Below are 21,448 nucleotides of genomic sequence, written 5' to 3'. Positions count from 1 at the left end.
ATTGTTATTACCATTCAAAATAACATAGCAGGTTAAAATAAATTTTTAAACCAAATGACAGCGGCTGCGTATGGCAGCCCTTTTTTTATACCAATTTGTCCCCCAAGAAAAACAAAAACACCCTCTCCCGACATCTGTCTGCTTTCGCAGATTCAATATCGTGAGGGGGTGTTTACCCTGTTATGGAATTTTAATTTTTATTACCTGTTTTTACAAACAGTTTTTATTTTGCTCTTTTTCTGTCGTTTACGACTACTCCTGCCATTCCTGCCAATGCAGCAGCAAGAATTATCATATACATGAACATACCTAAGCTGTCACCTGTTGAAACTGATGAATCCGGTGTCTCTGTTGTACCTGGTGTACCCGGTGTCTCTGTTGTACCCGGTGTCTCATCATTTCCTGGATTTTCAGGTGTTGACGGTGTTATATCGCTTCCCGAATCCTTTACTGCGTATACTACAGCATATGGGCTGAATGACTCTGCCTCGAATGAGAAACCATTTTCATCCGCTGTAACTGCTACACTTTCAAGAACTCCGTTGTTATTCATATGGAATACATACAGATTGTAATCTGCTGCATTGATTCCTTTCTTGTATGACATAGTAATCTTAATCTTACCGTTTGAAAGCTTAACAACTTTTCCGTCTGTTGTTTTAAGTGAAATATCATAATAATCCGCATTCTTTGAATCGAATCCATTGATATTCTTGTCAGCAATAGCCGCATCAATCTTTTCAGATATTGAAGCTGCTGCTTTCTCAACATTTAACTTAATTTCACTTACTGTAAGGTCTTTGCCTTCTTCATCTTTAACCTTTACGTCACCTACTGATGCAATATCCTTGAAATCAGCAGCATCTTCATTTCTATCAATGTCAACTTTGATGTCTGTCTTACCCGGATCATCAGGTTCAACAACAGGCTGCTTTTTAACAAGACCATTAATTGCATCTGTTATTGCCTTTGCCATTGCATCTACCTTTGCCTGGTCTTCTGACGTAAGTGTTCTGTCTACCGCTTCGATTGCTTTTGTTACTGCTGAGAAATCCTCATAATCATCTTTGTTGAGAGCTTCCGCAGCTTTGATAGCTTCATCTACTGCTGTGTAGTCTGCAGCAACCGGTTCCGGCTTAACATCTCCTGATGTATAGTATGTAGGTGTCCAACCCTCAAAGTAATCTTCAAGTTTTACTGCTGATGCTTCTTCATCAGTCATCTTATTAACGCCTGCAGCTCTGCTTGAAGTGCTTACCTTTGTTCCGTCTGCAAGATGTGTATTATATTCATAATACTTAGCCTTTGCAGGTGTTACATTACTCATTGAAGTAAATCCTGCAGGAGCGATAGTATTAGCATCTTCAACTTCTGTATTTAAAAATACAACCTTTGAATCTGCTCTCCATGGTCTTGCAAAATATGTCTTTGTTATACCTTTGTTAATTCCCGGATAAGAAGTCTTTACAACTTTACAGTTGTTGAAAAGATAACCTAACTGTGAAAGTGCCTTTGACGCAACAATGATACTTCCTGAAGCCGCTTTGTCACCATATCCATACATGCTTAATGTACAGCCATCGAATACCGCACTACCGTCACCGCAGATATAATCTGTTGTACCTTCGATGACACAATTCTTAAAATATGTATGCTCTGTATTATTTCCTGTAAACATTGTATCCTGTGAGCTTAAGAACTGGCAGTCCTTGAATTCGCTCTGGTCTGCTTCAATGAAAATAACACAAGCTCTTTCCTTATTTTTATAAAGTTTGATATCGGCATCTGTTGCTTTAGAACGGTCAACCTTAGAGTTATCTCCACCTTTGCCTACGCCATCCTCAACTTCTTCTGTTGTCATATATCTGTTAAATGAACTTTCATATATAACACCTTCTGAACGGAAAGCTGTAGCTGTAGGAAGTACATTAACTGTTGCTCCCCAGTGGCCTGTTCCCATTCCAATTGCAACGCCTTTTTCATACTTATCAACAGCTCTTGCTTCACTGTAATAACCATTCATATCTGCACTGTAATAAGTATAACCCGAACCGTAATACCATGTTATTGTTGAGCCTGCTTCACTTGAAATAGTAACATAAGGAGTATCAACCATAACCTGCTCTCTGTATAAAGCATCTGTAAGAGTAATTGTTACTCTCTCTGTTGTTCTTGCCATTCTGCCTATATACTTAACTGCATCTGTTATAGTCTCAAACTGCTGGCCCTTACCCACTTTTACTTCAGATTGATATTTAACAGGTGATGTATCTGCTTCTGTTTCAAGATAAACATCATTCAAAACATCTGAACTGCCGACACTTACATGGTCATATGCAGTATACTTTTCAGATACAACTGATGTATCGTACTCGCCTGCTCTTAACTGTGCTTTGTATCCGTCACCTGTTACATCAAATGAATAAGAATAGTTACTGTCAGATTTGTTTGTAAATGTAATCTTTGTAACATCTGAAGCTTTGTCATCTGAGGTTACGAACTTACCTGAAACATTAACCTTTACTCTCTGTGTTGCAGCGATTTGTACATCTGTATAATCTCCTGCTGCCTTGTTTAACTTTTCTGTAACTTCATAATCGTCAACGCCGCCTAATACTACTGAATAATTTGAGCTCGAATTAATACTTACATTTGAAAAACTGTAAGAACCGTCTGTCTGTGCTTTTACATCAACAGCAATCGTTGAAAGCTTTGAATTATCAGGTACAAATTTAACTGAAACTGTTCCTTTTACAGCATCTGCCGGAATTCCCATAATACTTCCTGAAACTGTTGCAACTGCATCGGCAACTGCTTCAAAGTCTTTAACAGCCGTAGCATTTTCACCTGTAAGTTCGAGAATATTGCCGTTATCGGTATCATTAATCTTAAATCCTACAGCACTTATTGATACTTCGTACTTGGCACTGCCGTTTACTCTCTTTAATACAACGGAATACTTGCCGTTGCTGTCAACCTGTGCAGTAACCGTCTTTGCAGAACTGTCTGTAAGACTGTCAAACTTAATCTCTGTAATTCCATTTTCTGCTGCATTTGCCACTGTACCTGTAACTGTGACATTTATAATCGGATTATATTCTGTCAAAGCCATTGTTCTGATCTTAACATCTCCGCCTGATATAACAGGAAGATACTTCTGCCCTTCTTTTTCAACAATATAACCCGTAATATCATCCACTGTTACAGACTGTGTTGTTGTCTTCATCTGAACAGAATATCCGCTGTCAGCACTGCCGATATATACAGGTCTGTCAGTTGCAGCATTTGAACATAACTGCTCATATTTTACTTTTGTTGTGTCATCTTTTACCGGGAGATATAATACGCTTCCCTGTCTGAAACGAAGTTTGTCACTATCATATGTAACGCCACTGTTTCCCGCATCCTGTGACACATACAAAATGCCGCCGGACTCTCCGGCTGTTCCATCAAGAATTTCCCCTGCTGCAGGTGCTTTCTTACTTGAATTCGCTGAAAACGAATACGTAATTTTTCGTGTCTGTGTATCTGCTGCAAATGCCGTAACACCTAATCCTACAGGCATCCCCGATACAATCAAAGTAACCGCAGAAACTGCCGCAAATACCTTTCTAAATAATTTGTTAAATCGCATAAAACCCTCCGAACATTTTACTAAATTATATTTTTTACCACACACTTCCTTTCATTATCACGCTTACCATTAATAAAACACGCAGTGAACTAATAACTAAAAATACCCATAAGAAAAGACTTTTGCGTATGTGTTTTATTAAAGTATGTATAAATAATATACTTATATCATAAATATGTCAATGAATTTTACCGATTATTATATTTTTTTGTTAATTTTTTACAAATACCTGTGTCGGATTTTTACTAATATCTTCCTCTTACATTCAAATGTTTGAAACTGTATGCAAAATATGCTATTTCTGCTATAGCTGTAATTGTCCACGAAAATACATAGACAAGATACAATGAAGGTATAGAGTGAAAATATGCAAATATTGTATATACCCATGCAACCCTGAATACACACGAACCGCTTATAACAATAATTGTAGGTCCAACACTCTTTCCTATACCCCTCGATGCAGCAATTGATGCATCCATAAATGCAGATACCGCATACGAAAAAGCCATAATCTTTATTCTTGCCATCCCGGCGTCTATAACAGCCGGCTCACTAGTAAACAACGACAACAACTGGCGTCCAAACACAAAAAGTACAGTTCCAAGAATTCCTGCCGCACAAAATGAATATACAATGCTTATAAAATAGCTGTGAAGCATTCTCTTTTTATTTCCAGCACCCATGTTCTGCCCCATAAAACTTGAACACGCTGTATAAAACGCTGACATTACATTATATATAAGTGCATCAAAATTGGCAGCTGCGGAATTGCCCGAAACCATAACAGAATCAAATGAATTCACACCTTTCTGGATAAAAAGGTTTGCAATCGCAAATATTGCGTTCTGGATTCCTGCCGGGATTCCAAGCATAAGAATCGCTTTCGCTGCATTCTTGTTTATTCTTACCTGCGAAAGACGAAGCTTGCACACATCATTTCTTCGCAAAAGATTAGTCATAATAAGTGTAGCTGAAATATACTGCGAAATAATACTAGCCATTGCTACACCCTGTTCTGCCAGACGAAATCCGATAACAAATATAAGATTAAGGCATACATTTACTATTCCTGCTATAAAAAGATAGAGTAACGGACGCTTTGTATCTCCTCCGGCACTCATAACAGCATTACCGAAGTTGTATACTGCCATGGCAGGCATACCAAGTGCATATATTCTGAAATAAAGCATCGCACCGTCTATAAGTTCTTCTTTTGTATTTAATAGATTCAGCAATAAATGTGCACATGAAATACATATAATGCTTACAATAATTCCAACAATCAGGCACAGAATAAATGCTGTTTGAATTGTATCTTTCAAATCTTTGTGCTGTCTTGCACCAAGCTGCCTTGCCACTATTACATTGACACCACAACCCATTCCTATAAGAAATCCTGTAAAAAGCGTCACTAAAATTGTAGTCGAACCAACCGCCCCAAGTGCCTCATAGCTTGCAAATTTACCGACAACTGCCACATCGGACATATTAAAAAGAACCTCAAGAACCTGCGACATCATAAGCGGTATACTGAAAAGAACTATCTTTTTCCACAAAGAACCGCTTGTCATATCCATTCCACAGGACGTATTTTCTGTTTTTATTCCACTCATAAAAAATTTCCTCATATCAGGTATAATTAACTTTAGTTTTTGCACGTAATCCGGCCTTTAAATCACGCCAAATCTACGCAGCAGTTAATTATACTAACACCTGATATGAGAAAATGCAACATATCTTATATTAATTTTTAATATTATTAATTTAAAGTTTTAATTTCAATATAATAACGTATCACTATAATAATCTGCCTTATGAACTGTAAGCAGTTTTTATTACATCTTAAAATATGACACACTCTCAGCCAGCTTGTCAGCAATCTCCCTAAGCTTGACGGCTCCTGAATACACTTCCTTGAACGTATCTGTAACCTTCTGCGTCTCCTCAAATGTTCTCTGAGTGCTTTCCATATTTTGTCCCGCAATTTCTGCAAGTTCTTCAACGGCACCAGACACCTTATTTCTTGAACCTTCAAGTTTAACCGTACTGTTCATTATTAATTCTATGCTGTCCTTTGAACTGCGTATATCATTAAGAACCTGTCCCACAATAATACGGGTCTCTTCCATGCTTTCGCTCTGACTTATAACTATATCCTGCATTTTCTGCATAATCTCGACAGATTTATACGAATCCTGCATAAGAACCTTTGTTATATCGTCAATCTGCTTACTTGAATCATTAGACTGCTCCGCGAGCTTCTTTATCTGCTGTGCAACAACAGCAAAGCCTTTTCCGGCTTCACCTGCTCTTGCCGCCTCTATAGACGCATTAAGGCTCAAAAGATTAGTCTCTTCAGCAACCGCCGAAATAAATGAGATTGCCGAATTAATTTTGTTTACAGACTCATTTGTGCGATTTGTCTGCTCTTTTACTTCTTCAATTATATCTTTTACATTATCATTGATATTGCACAATTTAAAAAGCGTCTCAGAAACCTTTGTTCCTGACTTCTGCATAGACACGGCTGATTCGTTAAGAAGAGCCGCCTCTGATGTAGTCTCGCTGATGTTGTTTTCCATAATCTTCATATGGTCAAACGCAGCTTTGGAATTGGCTGACTGTATTGATGAATTTTCAACCATCTGATTAACGGTTGCACTTACTTCATTCATTGTCTTGTCGGTATTGTCCGCCGCCTCGCCGAGAACACCAGAAGTTTCAAGCAAAAGCTTTGAATTACTCGATATTTCGTTAATTACCGAGTTCATCGCATTGCTAAGCGATACTGTGCCTCGTGCCAAATCACCTATTTCATCTTTGCGGTTTAACAGCTTTTTGTCAACGTCTATATTAAGACTGCCTCCCGCAACCTGTTCCACGATTCCTACACTTCTCTTTATATCTGAACTTATAGAATATGCAATCTTCATGCTTATGCCGATACATATAGCCATAACAATGACAACAGCGGTGCATATCATTGCAATAATTCTGTTTAAAACAGCGTCCTTGTCCGCCTTGTTTGTTCCGACAAACACCATTCCGATTATCTCATCATTGCTTCCGTTCTGATATACAGGCATATAATAGCCATAATTCATAACTCCATCCAGCGAAACACGGCTTGTAAAATATTCTTCTCCATCATTTAACACCTTCTGCGTTATGACATCTCCCGCAGGCGAACCAAGAATTCTTTCCCCATTTGCGTCAAGTGCCGATGTCATCACTCTTTTTGTTCCGTAGAAAAATGTAACGTCCATACCTGTATTTTCTTTTATTCTGTCAACTAGATTTTCCGACTTGGATACATTGTAACTTCCTTTCCATATATCTCCGCTTGTGGTTACAATGTAATCTCCCGCATTTTGGTCATATGCCGCCAAAGTAGACGATGCGGTTCCTTTTAAAGCTTCCTCAACCTGTTCCATAACAGAACTTTTTACCATAGTTACAGTAAGGATTATGGAAACTATACCCAAAACAAGTACAGGAATGATTGTAACCGCCAATATTTTCTTTTTAAGATTCATGCTATATTCCTCCCATTATTCTCTTACTGTACTAATGTCACAGTTTTGAAATACCAGTTAATATTTCCCGTAATATCCGAATCTTTGAGTGTTTTTCCGCTCTCTCCGACTGTCGTTCCCGTATTGGTCTCTATAACTCCGTCAAATATTCCGAGTTTTCCCGATATAATATCCTTCTTTGCCTCATCAACCTTTTGCTGTGTTCCCGATTTGCAGAAATCAGCAAGCTGTGTTATGCCGACAATATTTTCATTCATACCGCCGTAATAATTGCTTCCGTCCCACGTTCCGTCAATAACACTCTGTACAGCCGCCGTATAATATGCACTCCAGTTCCATATAACGCTGCAAAGGCAGGCATCGGGTGCATCTTTACTCATATCGGAATTGTATCCTATACTATATACATTTTTCTGCTGTGCAAGAAGCTGCGGATATGTGGTATCACAATGCTGTGCTATAACATCGCAGTTCATGTTAAGAAGCGTAGATGCCGCAGCTTTCTCAGCTGCTGGGTCATACCAACTGTTTGTCACCTTTACATATATCTGAGCTGAAGGATTCACAGAATAAACTCCCAAAGCAAAAGCATCAATTCCACCCGTAACCTCTGAATTTTCCGAACCCATTGCGGCAACATAACCTATTTTATTCGTCTTTGTATTCATTCCTGCAACTATTCCGCTAAGATATCTCGGCTGATATATTCTTCCGAAATAATTGTTAAAATTCTTTCCATTGCTCATGTAACCCGTTCCGTGAGAAAAATAAACATCAGGATATTCTTCTGCCATCTGTGCCGTTGTCTCCATATAGCCCCAGCTTGTTGAAAATATTATGTTACAGCCTTCGTCAATACATTCTTTTATCGCTTTTCTCGTAGCCTCCTTGTCCGAATCATTAACATTAATCTTTCTTATAATCTGACTGTCCGACAATCCGAGATTCTGCTGCATACCCATAATCCCAATATCATGAGTATATGTATATCCGCTGCCATCGGCGGGATCAGACAAATGAATTACCCCAACCTTTATGCTGTCCTTTGATACTCCCGAAGAGCTTTTTACCGTATCAGAATCCCCGTAGCCCGTATTAACCGCATAATCATCGACATTGCCGTTCACACCGCAGCCTGTAAACGAAGCACATAAAACAAACATGCACAATATTTTAAAAAATGATTTAATTTTTTTCATTCGCATCACCTCATATTCAATTATCATTCACTAAAACAATATATAATTTAGTTTGATAATATCATACACATGTTTATTTTTACAATAGAAAACAATAAAATTTTTGTAATATATTACATTTTCAAAAAATATAGATAAAATTGCTCAAAAATACACAATTTTAAAAAAATTTCAAATTTGGCAGAACGGTTCTTATAATCGGCGGAAAAAAGGCTCTTGCAGCTGCACTTGACAAAATTAAAGAAGCAGTATCTCACACAGCACTTGAAATTATCGGCGTCGAACTTTATGAAAATGTCTGTACATACGAAACTGTTGATACGAAATAATCTTTTCTGCCCTATTCGGTTTCTATTTTTGCTGGAGATGGTATTGTCTGTATCTTTGTAAAGAAATATACATATTTGAATATTATAAGAAATATGATAAACACTCTTCCATATATGTTCGACATTGCAATCATTGCAAGAACAAGCATACATGATGCAGGTATCAATATACAAAACTTTGTTTTAAGCGTCATTGCACGATTTTTCACAAAACTATCCAAATGCTTTTTATAAAGCTTTGTTTTTGTAAACCACTTATGAAAACGCTCTGACCCTTTTGCAAAACAAAAGGAAGAAAGTAAAAGAAATGGCGTAGTTGGCAATACCGGCAGAATAACACCAATCGCACCAAGTGCCATTGAGATAAATGCCGCTGCAAGCCAAAGAATTTTAATTGGATTTTTTATAATATTTTTCATTTATAATTATAATACCTTTCATTTATAATATTGTTATGCATATCTAAGTTGTATTAGCTACAACTAACTATTGGCATTATAAACAAAAAAATATACATATGTCAAATGATAAATTATACTACTCATCTGACATATGTATTTTACTCATTAAAATTATCATATCAAATATAATTATTATTAATCAAGAAGTTTTGCGAATTCTTCTTCAGGCAGCGGTTTTGAAAAATAAAATCCCTGAAGATAATCGCATCCATATTCTTTAAGACAGTCTGCCTGCTCTTTTGTCTCCACTCCTTCTGCGACCACTTTCATATCAAGTCTGTGTGCGAGCTCAATAATTGACATTACTATATTATTATATTTTTTATTTTCACCAAGTTTTTGCACAAACCCCATATCAAGCTTTATTATATCAAAATCGTAATCTCTTAATGTGCTGAATGATGACATACCACTTCCGAAATCATCAATAAGAAGCTTTACACCGTTATCGTGAAGCTGCATAAGAAAATTGGTACCTTTACCGGAAACATCTGCATATGCCGACTCAGTTACTTCATAATTAACCATCTGTTTTGAATAGTGTTCATCTTTTACATCATCAATAATCAAATCCATGATTTCATCATCCATCAGGTCCATTCTTGATAAATTGACTGCGACACGAACAATCTTTTTTCCGTTTTTATATCTATTTTCCATAAATCTACGGACACTTTTATGTACATATGTATCAAGCTTTGTTATGTGCCCGCTTTCTTCAAGTGCAGGAATAAATTTACCCGGTAGTATTACGCCTTTTGGTGAAACCCAGCGCACAAGAGCTTCCGCCGATGATATCTGCTTCGTTTTTGCATCATATATAGGCTGATAAAACACTTTTATCTCACTATTTTTTATAGCATCATCCAGCTGAATCAGAGCAAGACTTCTTTGCTCATAATCATATTTCATGTCTTCATTAAATATAGCATACGGCTGTACATACTGATTAGGTATATATAATTTTGCAAGCTTTGCCCTGTCACACATATCAGAAACACTCAAATCCGTGTCTTTCGGTATATAATAAATGCCACATCTTACATATATATCTACTTTCATCCCATCTTTATCATAAACACGATGAAGTATTAATGTGAGCTTTTCAAAATCCAGATTGTTCTTATCAACCAGCACAACAAATCGGTCTGCTTCTATCCTTGATATTGCAAGCGGTTTCAAAAATGAAGTCTGTAAAGTATTAACAGCCTGATGTAACACCGTATCTCCTGCTGCATAACCATATAAATCATTAATCGCCTTAAACTTCTGGATATTAAAATATAAAAGTGCAAAATCTTTGTCAGGATTATTTTTAATTATATTTTCTGCTTTATGAACAAATCCTTCACGGTTTAATGCACCCGTAACACTATCAGTCTCGAGTTCTTTTGTCATATCTTCAACAACAACAAGAATAATACCTTTTTTCTTATCAAACCAATGATAGCTGTATCTTTCAACTTTATTTTTTATATTATAAACATTAAATGAATACACTCCAGCTATATTCATGTTATCATTAAGGTAATCAAGTGCCGTACATTTTAAGAACTGCTCTTTACTTTCATTGGCAATTCTTATCTCACTCATCTGCTTTACTATATCATCATATACATATGACTTCTGTTCTTCAAATTCCATGCCCTCAAAGTGAGCAGCACGCATATACAGATTTCCTTTACAACTGTCTATAATTCCGATTCCTATATAATCATTGTTATACAGAATTTTACTTATCTCTTTGTCAATATATTTTAATGTTCTGTCTTTCCAGACCGCATATGCTTCAATATGACCGTTGTACGGATTTTTTATAAGACTGACACGCACTTTGTATAATTTCAAATTGCCATTTTCACCATAATAACTATGATAAAATTGTATATTACGTTCACCTTTTTCAAAGTCTTCCAACAGAGCTTTTCTGGTGAAACCGTTCTTAAACTCTTCCAGATTATATCCATCAGAAATATTAGGATATATGTATTTATCAAGCCAGCATCTCACAGAAATATTATTTAATTCATTGTCATTATACTTATGCTTACGTGTTATAAGAGCAAGCATCTTATCATCCGTAACATCTATATATATAGAACAAACCCTATCCTTTTCTCCCGTCAGCAGAAAGTTCATTCTTTCCTGATATAGCTTTTCATGATGCCCTGTATCAATACTCAATGATTTATCCATATGCATTACCTACCAAATTTTACACGTCTAATATATTTCATATTAATAATGATAACATAAAAAAGCCGGAAATCAATATTAATTTTCAATAAAGATTTCCGGCATAAAACCATTTTTTTTATTTAGAAAACAAGTCTATTATTATTTTGTACCAAAAATTCTGTCTCCAGCATCGCCAAGACCCGGACATATATATGCATTTTCATTGAGCTGTCTGTCCAGATGTCCTACATAAATCTGAACATCAGGATGAGCCTTATGAAGCTTCTCAAGACCTTCCGGTGCAGCTATAATACACATAAATTTAATTTTCTTGCCACCATGCTTTTTAATCTGATCAATTGCATCTACTGCTGAGCCGCCTGTTGCAAGCATTGGGTCTGTTACAATAATAAGCCTTTCTTCAATAGGGCTTGGAAGTTTGCAATAATATTCATGTGGTTCATGAGTTTCCTCATCTCTATACATACCGATATGACCTACTTTTGCAGTCGGTACAAGGGCAAGAATACCTGAAACCATACCAAGACCAGCTCTAAGAATCGGAACAACCGCAAGTTTACGTCCAGAAATCATAGGAGTCATGCATTTTTCAATTGGAGTTTCAATCTCTACATCTTCAAGTTCAAGATCTCCCATTGCCTCAAAACCTTCAAGCATAGCAATCTCTTCTACAAGCTTTCTGAATTCATTAGTTCCTGTTTCCTTATCTCTCAAAATTGAAATTTTGTGCTGAATCAACGGATGTTCAAAAATTGTAATATTTTTTTCTTCTTTAAAATTAATCATAACTTAACCTCTGTTTTTCCATCTATATAGATGTATTATTTGCTTTTTAACTATTTTTCATCATCTGTGTTGCTTACATATACACCACGGCTTTGGTCTCCGCTTGGATTTACACCAAACCTATAATCATTACCCGGTAAAACAGCATTAAGGATAATACCTGCAATAGCTGCGATAGCAAGTGCTGTGAGTGTAATATGAGTTCCAGCTATTGTGAATGTAAGTCCATTTGAAAAACCAAGACCACATACAAAGATTACACCGGCAATTATAAGGTTACGTGACTTTGTAAGGTCTACCTTATTTTCAACAACATTTCTTACACCAATAGCTGAAATCATACCATAAAGCATAAATGATACACCACCGATTATGGCTGCCGGCATTGTTGAAATAATCTCTGAAAACTTAGGTATAAATGAAAGTATCACTGCGAGGCCTGCAGCAATTCTTATTACTCTTGGGTCATATACCTTTGAAAGTTCAAGAACACCTGTATTTTCACCATATGTAGTATTAGCCGGTCCACCAATAAGACCTGCAAACGCTGTAGCAAGTCCATCACCCATTATTGTTCTGTGAAGGCCCGGATCTGCTATAAAATTCTCATCAACAGTAGCTGATATAGCTGACATATCTCCAACATGTTCCATCATTGTTGCAATAGCGATAGGTGCCATTACAAGAATTGCTGTAATATCAAACTTGCAAATCTGGAATTTTGGAAAACCAATCCAGCTTGCTGATGAAACAGATGCAAAATTAAGTATTGCTGAACCATCAGGATTTGTAACTCCAAATGCATTAAGAATCAATGCAAAAGCATATGAAATGATTACACCCATAAGAATAGGAATAATCTTAAACATTCCCTTGCCCCAGATATTAAATATTATTATTACGGCAAGTGCAACTACGGCAAGAAACCAGTTAGTTGAAGCATTAGATATTGCTGATGAAGCAAGTGAAAGACCAATACAAATAATAATTGGTCCTGTAACTACCGGTGGAAGGAATCTCATAACTCTGTTCACACCGACAAGCTTAAAAATTAAAGCTATAACAAGATATAACAGACCTGCTACAACGATACCGCCACATGCATATGCAGCTTTCTCGTTAGCACCCATATCGGCATAAACTCCTGTATTGAGATTGGCTACTGTATAAAATCCACCAAGAAATGCGAATGATGAGCCAAGAAATGCAGGAACTTTAAATTTTGAGCAGACATGGAAAATTAATGTTCCAATACCGGCACAAAACAGTGTAACAGATACTGTAAGACCTCTTGTTATTGGTTCGCCACATGAATTCTGAAAATATCCTGCTACAAGAATAGGTACCAGAATCGTAGCTCCAAACATGGCAAACATATGCTGTATTCCAAGAATCAGCATTTTCGGAATTCCGAGCTGTCGTGCATCACGAACAGCTTCTTGATTTTTCTCGTTCATTAGTTTTTCTCCCTGTTAAAAATAATTTACATAATGATAACATATTTTACCCAGTTTTTAAACATGCTTTTTCATTTAAAAAACAGCAATTTAAAAAATAGCAAATATATCTGTACTTTCTTGAAGTGTCTTTGCTATAGCCTTATTTTCTTTCATTTTGCTACTGATATTAACTATATCTTCAACAAGGTTCTGTGTATTTTCTGCCGTGCTGTTGACACCCTCCGCACCTTCATCAACCGCAGCCGTAATAGTGTTAATAGAACCTGCTATCTCATCAATGTTTTTCTTTAAAGCGTCAGTTTTTAATACAAACTCATTCATAGCATCCTCAATATATGATGCATTATTTTTATATGAAGCACCACTATCAACAAACCTTTCAAATTCAGGGAGTATCGTCTGCTGCATATATTTAACAAGATTGTTAGCGTTATCTGATAAATTAGATACTGCTTTAACTACAACCGAATTTATCTGCTGTATTCTGTTTGCTGTTTCTCTGCTTGAATCTGCAAGCTGGCGTATCTCTTCTGCAACAACCGCAAATCCTTTTCCTGCTTCTCCAGCCCTCGCTGCCTCAATCGATGCATTCAATGCAAGAAGATTGGTCTGGCTTGATATACTTAAAATATCATTAGTCAGATTATTAACCTGGTCAACACTTTTGCTGTCTTCAATCGCATTATTTAGTACTTCCAGTATCTCACCAACCTTTTCACTTGTCTGTTCCATATTGTTTCTGGCATTACTTTCCATATTATCAGCATCTTCTTTCATCTGCTTAGAAAATGTATTAATTTCATTTGACTTTGATGCTATTATATCAACGTCTTCACGTACATTATTCGCACTGTCATTAATAACATTAACTGATTGTCCTACATCCTGCATAGTTGCAGATAATTCTTCTGTCATTGCTGATAAATCAGAAGCACTATCATTAGAGGCAGCCACACTTTTATCTACGGCCTCTACAACGCCTTCCATCAGGTTTGTATTCTCAATAATCAGTTTAAGTATTCCCTGAAGTTTTTCCATAAAAATATTAATTCCATTACCGAGATCAGCAATCTCATCATTAGACAGTATTGTAACTCTCTTAGTAAGATCACCTTCTCCATTATCTATTCCACTTATAATTTCCCTAATATCTTTATTCGTTGCAAGTATCGGTTTTATAATATATTTCATAACACAATACAATGCTGTAAGCAGTAACAATATACTTATTGCAATAATAACAATACTACATATAAGAGAACCTGTATATACTGCCGAAAGTCTTTCTCTTGCAGTTGAAGCTGTAGAATTAGCATGTTCTTTTAATACATTTATATTTTCCTGTATTGCACTGCTGCTATCGCTTACTACTCCGTTTGCCAATGCATATGCCTCTTCTTTCTTACCAAGTGCACTATATGCCATAATACTTCCAAGCTCTTTTTTCATAATTTCATAATTCTGTACAAGTGAATTATAAACTTCCTGATCAGAATCACTGACATACTTCTTATAATCTTCAAGATTATTTTCAAGTTCTGACTGTTCCTTCCTTATATTTTCCACTACAGAAATCATTGTATTAAGGTCAGTTGCAATAATATGAGACAACCCCAGCTTATGTATTGACTGTGTTGCACTCTGGATTTCACCTAGTTCTGATATACTATTCATACAATCATCCGTAATATCAGATGCATTTGAATTAACCATTCTTATATTATTAATAGCCATTATATTGGATACCACAGATAATATTCCAAGAATAAATACGGGAATAAGTATCAGTACCTTTAAGCTTGTTCTTTTTTTATTTACCATAAAAGTCTCCATTCTGCTTATCTTAATATAAGCAATGCAATATCATAAAAGCCATCACTTAATAGTTGATGCTGTAATACCATTAACAAGTTTATCCATAATCTCCTGGTCTGTCATTCCATTATTAGTTCCACTCAATATCGTATCGCCAAAATCCTTGCATGCATCCCAGAAACTGTTGCCAACTCGCTGCAATGTTCCATATTTAGACTGTTCAATTACAGCTTGTATTGCTGGAACTTTTTTCACTTCATCTGAAGCTGCCACATTTATGTTTGACGATCCCTGATTACGCTCTTTAAATCTCAGTTTTTGATTATCTTCATTAGTCATCCAGTCCGCAAGTCTGCATGCCCAGTCCCTATTCTCTGAATATGCATTAACCCCCATCATCTTATATCCGGTAAAAGAAGACATCTGTACTTCCTTGCCTGCAACAGTATATGTCGGAAGTTTACATGCACCATAATTTTCGCCATATATTGCTTTTACATTCATAACATCCCATACACCGCTTATACCTGCTATAACATCCCCTGACTTCATTGCAGCCGCAATATCTCCATTAGGCATGCTTACAAATCCAGGATTTGATGCTATAGCTGAAAGTGCTGATTTAATATCCGTTCCTTTAATATCACCAGATTCAGAATTCCAATTACATTTATTAGTTACGCCATCAGGATTAATTGATAAATTAAGACCTGTATTACCAAAAAATGTATACATGTACCACCCCGAATTAAATTCCATGGCAAACTTCTTTCCTGATGATGCCGCTACCGACATCATTTTATCCAATGACTTTACATCATCAGCCGAAAAATAATTTTTATCATAGTACATAAAATAACCGTTATCAGCTGTCATAGGATATGCATATATTTTATCATCTAACGTAGCCGCTTTCACCGATTCTTCAATATTAGCAGATTTTACTTTTTCAGCATCAGGTATCTCAACCAGAACACCACCTGCAACAAGTGATGTAAGCTGATCATCAGGAAATGAAAAAACATCTGCACCATTATGTACATCTGTAAGCATTACATCTCTTACTTTAGCATCTGCCTGAACATCAATTGTAATATCAAATTGTGCCTCATCTTTATAATGTTCTTTAAAACTCTCCACCATTTTTGATGTTGTATCAACATTATCTTTCTCGCTCCATACAGTAAGCTTTACAATATTATTATTTTCGTTGTCCTCTTCTTTTTTAACGTTATCTGTTCCATGTATACCACACCCTGAAAACAGAAGTGCAGATACCATAAAAACTGACATAACTTTCCTTATTTTTTTTTGCATAACAAAATTTCTCCTTTTTTTATTTTTTTACCATATTCATGTGCGTTATTCCCGTGATTCTGTCGTAAATCATATTTCTGGTATCGCTGAAAAGGCATAATACCAGGTCAACGACAAAATATGCCGCTATTATTATAAATATCCCGCATCCGATGCCATAAAACACATATTCCCAGCCGGTGGCTGTTTCTGTCAGTTTATATAAGCCATATGCATATATAAGTGAAGGAAGCTCTATCATATATAATATGATGTATCTGAAAAACAACCTGAAAATCCCGGCTTCTTTAAAATTGGTGCGGTCAGCCATAATATTTTCATTTGTGCCATTCACAAGCCTTATATTAACAAGTGCTTTTCCAACAGTCCGGCCTTTTGATGCAGCTGTAACAACAGTAAACACAATTGTTACATACGCCGAAATGCACATGATATAACGTGAATCATATATTATATTAATAATTATTTCTTTGTTAAATACAAAAAAGCCCACAACAGGTGCAATTATCAATGCAATATCAATAATCCACGCAACAGTTCTTCTGAATTCTGATACAATCTCACCACGACTGTATGCCATCTCATCCAATCTTTCTCTTTTTGGTATAAAAAATACAAAAAGCGGCGTGATTAAATATCCAGTCATTCCACCAAGAGTATTACATATAAGGTCATCAATCTCAAAAAATCTGTATGGATATCTATATATTCCATACAGACCAGATAACTGTGTAAGCTCAAAAAAGAGGCTGTACGCAAATGACATTATAAGCACCTGCCACCATTTCCTTCTGAAATAATATCTCAGATACACTCCAAATGGCAGTAATAAAAGTATATTAAATATTATCTGCCAGAAATCAGCACAGCTGAATATATTAATATATGTTGCCGGACTTTTAAAATTAATATGTGAATTTACAATCACTCTTTTAACCGCATCAAACGGCACAAGCAGCATGCACGCTGAGTCAGGTGATACAGAATCAAGCGGTGGGAGCGGCAGTATTGTCATAAAATATGACGTCAGCATATAAAATATAAACGTATATATAATTCCGGTTCTCAACACAAGTATAGAACCATATTTGTGATATTCATACAAAATATATGGTATTGTAAAAAGCAATGCAAGAACCGGAAAAACATAACACGCTGATATTATAGGTTTTAAATATATCTGCATTTTTTTAAACTTCGTAATCAAGGCATGATCTTATTGCTGTATATGGTCTTACTTTACCGTCTGCAACCGCAACATGCTTAGGATTAACAGCATATGCTTTTAATGCATCAACACTCTCAAATGTTGTATCAAGCATTACATCAGCTGTCGATGACTCAAGCCCGTTAATATTTACATGAACATCAATAAGTCCCGGAATCTGGCCTGCAAGTCCCTCAAGTCCTTCCTTTATACCTTTTTTGACACTTTCTTTTTCTTCTTTACCAAGTTCATCTTTTAATTTCCATAAAATTACGTGTTTAATCATACCTTTTATCTCCAATCTGTTTTTTACTGATATTCTAATATTATACTATATTTCGAGCTGTTTTGGCAGAAATATCAATATTTTTATTTCACAATCAGATAACTTGTAATGCAATAAAGCGTCTGTCCATTGTATACAACACGCGACCAGCCAACTTCATTGTTATAACCTGTCCTTGTAAGAATCGTTCCATTTTTAACCGACGCAACAACAATCGAATCCGAATCCGTATAACTTGGCTTCGACCTCAGATTAACTTCATCTTTCGGAGTTACCTCATCATCGCAGCTTATAAACTGAGTCATAAACTGCTGTGTTTCTGTCTGCGTCGGTGCGGACAAATCGGTTGTAAGATAGCTCGATACAGCATAAACATTCTGACCGTTATAGCTAAGCCTTGACCAGCCGCTGTCACTGATTCCTGTTCTTGTCACCGTCTCACCGTTATTTAATGTCGCAATTATTGTTGAATCAGTGTCCTGACTAGGTTTATTTCTTAATCTTACATATTCTTTTGCTGTAACAGTATCATTTACCGATGTAAAATTCATATTTGCTTCAACATCTGCACTTGCAGCCGCAGCCGTCTCACCGCTCATCGTTCCCGCACTCTGGCTGTATCCGAAATATGCAACATTTATATCAACATTTGTGCTTATTCCGCTTACATTTCCATTACTTGTATACTGCCACATTGCACATGCTCCCGAATAAGATGTTGAGGATGTATCCGGATACGGAACTGACGGATATTGTGCAACCCACATTTTATAATTATTTTCAAGTGTTGATGTATTCCATCTGCTGTTTCCTGTAAGATGCGATGCTGAAGCATAAAACATCGGCGTGTAACCTCTTGAATATATTTCCTGTAAAAATGCATCTGCAACATTAGTCCTGTCATCATTAGACATACCATTCTGCCTGCTGTCCGCCGAGTCAAAGCCCTCACAATCAAATGCCACAGGATAAGTTATATTATAATTTGCAATATAATCTGCAACCCAGCCAGCTTCTTCAATTGCTTCACTCTCATTTACCGCTGATGAGAAAAAATATACTCCGACTTTTATTCCGTTGGCTGCTGCCTGCTGCATGTTATATTTTGCATTAGTATCAGCATATATTACACCGGTTTTCTGTGTTCTGTAACCGACTCGTATCATTGCAAAATCAACACCGGATGATGCTACTTCCGCCCAGTCTATAGTTCCCTGATATTTAGAAACATCTATGCCGATTGTCGTATCTGCCGTTTCATTGCCTCCCGCCGAAAGAGTGACCGAAGCACCGCTTCCTCCATCTGACATTCCCATGTCGGCTTCATACTGAGGGTCTTCCTGCTTTTCTTCATCAGAAGAAAGTGTTGCCGTATCAGAAGCACAGCCTGTCTGCGTCACACTCTGTGCAGTTGTAGTCTCTGTTACAACATCAACCGTTCCGGCTGTCTTATTCTTTTTGCCGGAATTTATCACAACAACTATAACAACTGCAATTATTGCCACTGCAAGCAATGCCGCAACAGGAATGATTTTTCTTATGTCAAACGGCTCGTCTGTAAGATATCCGAACTCGTCTTTGTCTTTCTTAAATAATTTTATAAATTTAATCATAACATAATCTCCCAATATTTCATAATCTGCTGCCACCACCAAATGTGCACATACATGTGTATTGACTCTGACTCATTAACTGCTGAAATCGGATAAATATCTCTTAATCATAAATGCACAAAAATACGGAAATGTGTACACATTATCACTGTATCCTATATTACTATCGGCAAGCTTAATACCAAATTGAATATCAGAATAACTTTTGTTTTTTATAAGCTGACGCAGTGATTTTGAACTGTTATTATTTGATTTCACTTCTATAGGAACAAGACAATTTTTTGTTCTCGCAAGAAAATCCTCTTCTAATGTTGAATTATCTTTCTTATAATAGTATAATCCTAATCCTTGTTTTATAAAAGCTTCCGCAACAAAATTTTCATACAGTGCACCTTTATATATTCCAAGATTTTTATTTGCTCTCAAATCATCCTGAGCCTCTTCGTCCATTGTTGATATAAGCAAACCTGTATCAGGATAATATAGCTTAAATTTTGTTTCATCATAGTTACCTTTCAGCGGAAGTTCAGGATAATTAAGGCAATAGCATATTGAGACAACGCCTGCATCTTTCAGCCAATCTATACATCCTGTATATTCACGTCCTCTTGCATTTTTACTTATCATGCTGTATTGGAATTTTTTATTTTCTTTTGCAAGCTGGGCAGGTACATTTCTGTAAACACTTACAATTTTAGTCTGGTCAAGCCCTTCTGCATATTTTCTTATATCCTCCTCGTAATCAAGTCTTATCTGATTCTGTATATCCAATGTGTCAGAAAAACTGTTTGTCTTAATATACCGTTTTACAACTGCTGGCATTCCTCCAAGAATACAATAATCAAGAAATGTTTTCTTAAATACTGTAAGCTGTGTCTCGCTAAACGACTTTAATTCTTTCATATGATTAAATATATCTTCAATCACATCACTGCCATATCCTTTTGCCCACAGAAATTCCTCAAAATCCATTGAAAACATTTCATAATCGGTTTTGTAGCCAACACTGTTACTGTGAATTTTTTTATAATTAACCCCTAATAGTGAACCGCTACATATTACATCAAATCTTCCGTCAATTTTAAATGCTTTCAAAGATGTTGCTATGTCAGGATAATCCTGTATTTCATCAAATATCATCAATGTCTCATATGCTATAAACTTTTTTTCAGGTGATAACAATGTTATATTTTTTATTATGCTTTCAACATCATATCCATCACCCAGAATCACTTTATACTTAGGTTCTAATACAAAATTAATATAAACAACATTGTTATAATTTGATTTTGCAAAATTATTTATAGATTCAGTTTTTCCAATCTGTCTCGCCCCTTTTATTATCAATGGTAACCTTTCGTCATTTTGTTTCCATTTTATAAGATAATCGTCAATCTTTCTTTTTAAATACATAACCGCACCTCCTCATATCCCTATTTTAGCACCATTTCAATCAAAAGTACACACTTCATCACGTTTCATGAGCCACTTTTTGATAATTTTACACATTTCATGAGCCACTTTTTATGTTTTTATCACATTTTATGAGCGACTTTTAAAGCTTTTTACACATTTCATGTAAATTCATTTTATTATACACGTA

General features: G+C 36.0%; 14 protein-coding genes. All 14 read right to left on the bottom strand.

The window, feature by feature from the left end:
- Positions 1 to 223: 223 nt before the first annotated feature.
- The 14 genes from WMO38_RS04370 to WMO38_RS04305 all read right to left on the bottom strand — a co-directional run bounded on the left by WMO38_RS04370 (position 224) and on the right by WMO38_RS04305 (position 21,258).
- Positions 224 to 3,634, bottom strand: coding sequence for a pectinesterase family protein (locus WMO38_RS04370; protein WP_349161655.1), 3,411 nt, complete (start codon positions 3,632 to 3,634; stop codon positions 224 to 226).
- A 245-nt stretch (positions 3,635 to 3,879) separates the two neighbouring features.
- The gene (locus WMO38_RS04365; protein ID WP_349161654.1) at positions 3,880 to 5,250 is read right to left on the bottom strand and encodes an MATE family efflux transporter; all 1,371 of its coding nucleotides are present in this window, start codon (positions 5,248 to 5,250) and stop codon (positions 3,880 to 3,882) included.
- A gap of 222 nt (positions 5,251 to 5,472) precedes the next feature.
- Positions 5,473 to 7,173, bottom strand: coding sequence for a methyl-accepting chemotaxis protein (locus WMO38_RS04360; RefSeq protein ID WP_349161653.1), 1,701 nt, complete (start codon positions 7,171 to 7,173; stop codon positions 5,473 to 5,475).
- 23 nt (positions 7,174 to 7,196) lie between these two features.
- Positions 7,197 to 8,372 (bottom strand): BMP family ABC transporter substrate-binding protein, encoded by a 1,176-nt coding sequence (locus WMO38_RS04355; protein ID WP_349161652.1) that lies wholly within the window; start codon positions 8,370 to 8,372, stop codon positions 7,197 to 7,199.
- Between the two features lie 340 nt (positions 8,373 to 8,712).
- On the bottom strand, positions 8,713 to 9,120 hold the full coding sequence (locus tag WMO38_RS04350) for a YbaN family protein (protein WP_349161651.1): 408 nt from the start codon (positions 9,118 to 9,120) through the stop codon (positions 8,713 to 8,715).
- A 177-nt stretch (positions 9,121 to 9,297) separates the two neighbouring features.
- The gene (locus WMO38_RS04345) at positions 9,298 to 11,358 is read right to left on the bottom strand and encodes a putative bifunctional diguanylate cyclase/phosphodiesterase (RefSeq protein ID WP_349161650.1); all 2,061 of its coding nucleotides are present in this window, start codon (positions 11,356 to 11,358) and stop codon (positions 9,298 to 9,300) included.
- Positions 11,359 to 11,499: 141 nt separating this feature from the next.
- Complete coding sequence (gene upp, locus WMO38_RS04340) at positions 11,500 to 12,147, bottom strand: uracil phosphoribosyltransferase (protein WP_349161648.1); 648 nt, start codon at positions 12,145 to 12,147, stop codon at positions 11,500 to 11,502.
- Between the two features lie 50 nt (positions 12,148 to 12,197).
- Positions 12,198 to 13,604, bottom strand: a complete 1,407-nt coding sequence (locus tag WMO38_RS04335) for a uracil-xanthine permease family protein (RefSeq protein WP_349161647.1) — start codon at positions 13,602 to 13,604, stop codon at positions 12,198 to 12,200.
- 90 nt (positions 13,605 to 13,694) lie between these two features.
- Entirely contained in the window at positions 13,695 to 15,428 is a 1,734-nt protein-coding gene (locus tag WMO38_RS04330; protein WP_349161646.1) for a methyl-accepting chemotaxis protein, read from the bottom strand.
- Between the two features lie 54 nt (positions 15,429 to 15,482).
- The gene (locus tag WMO38_RS04325; RefSeq protein ID WP_349161645.1) at positions 15,483 to 16,739 is read right to left on the bottom strand and encodes an extracellular solute-binding protein; all 1,257 of its coding nucleotides are present in this window, start codon (positions 16,737 to 16,739) and stop codon (positions 15,483 to 15,485) included.
- Between the two features lie 19 nt (positions 16,740 to 16,758).
- On the bottom strand, positions 16,759 to 17,925 hold the full coding sequence (locus WMO38_RS04320; RefSeq protein WP_349161644.1) for a VanZ family protein: 1,167 nt from the start codon (positions 17,923 to 17,925) through the stop codon (positions 16,759 to 16,761).
- A 4-nt stretch (positions 17,926 to 17,929) separates the two neighbouring features.
- Positions 17,930 to 18,232 (bottom strand): Dabb family protein, encoded by a 303-nt coding sequence (locus WMO38_RS04315; RefSeq protein WP_021865140.1) that lies wholly within the window; start codon positions 18,230 to 18,232, stop codon positions 17,930 to 17,932.
- 83 nt (positions 18,233 to 18,315) lie between these two features.
- Positions 18,316 to 19,845: a GH25 family lysozyme gene (locus WMO38_RS04310; protein ID WP_349161643.1), complete on the bottom strand. Its 1,530-nt coding sequence runs from the start codon at positions 19,843 to 19,845 to the stop codon at positions 18,316 to 18,318.
- A 75-nt stretch (positions 19,846 to 19,920) separates the two neighbouring features.
- Positions 19,921 to 21,258, bottom strand: coding sequence for an ATP-binding protein (locus tag WMO38_RS04305; protein ID WP_349161641.1), 1,338 nt, complete (start codon positions 21,256 to 21,258; stop codon positions 19,921 to 19,923).
- Between the last annotated feature and the right edge of the window lie 190 nt (positions 21,259 to 21,448).

The sequence above is a fragment of the Lachnospira hominis (ex Hitch et al. 2025) genome (assembly GCF_040096395.1).
Taxonomy (GTDB): domain Bacteria; phylum Bacillota; class Clostridia; order Lachnospirales; family Lachnospiraceae; genus Lachnospira; species Lachnospira hominis.
This window is presented reverse-complemented; position numbering and strand designations above follow the sequence as displayed.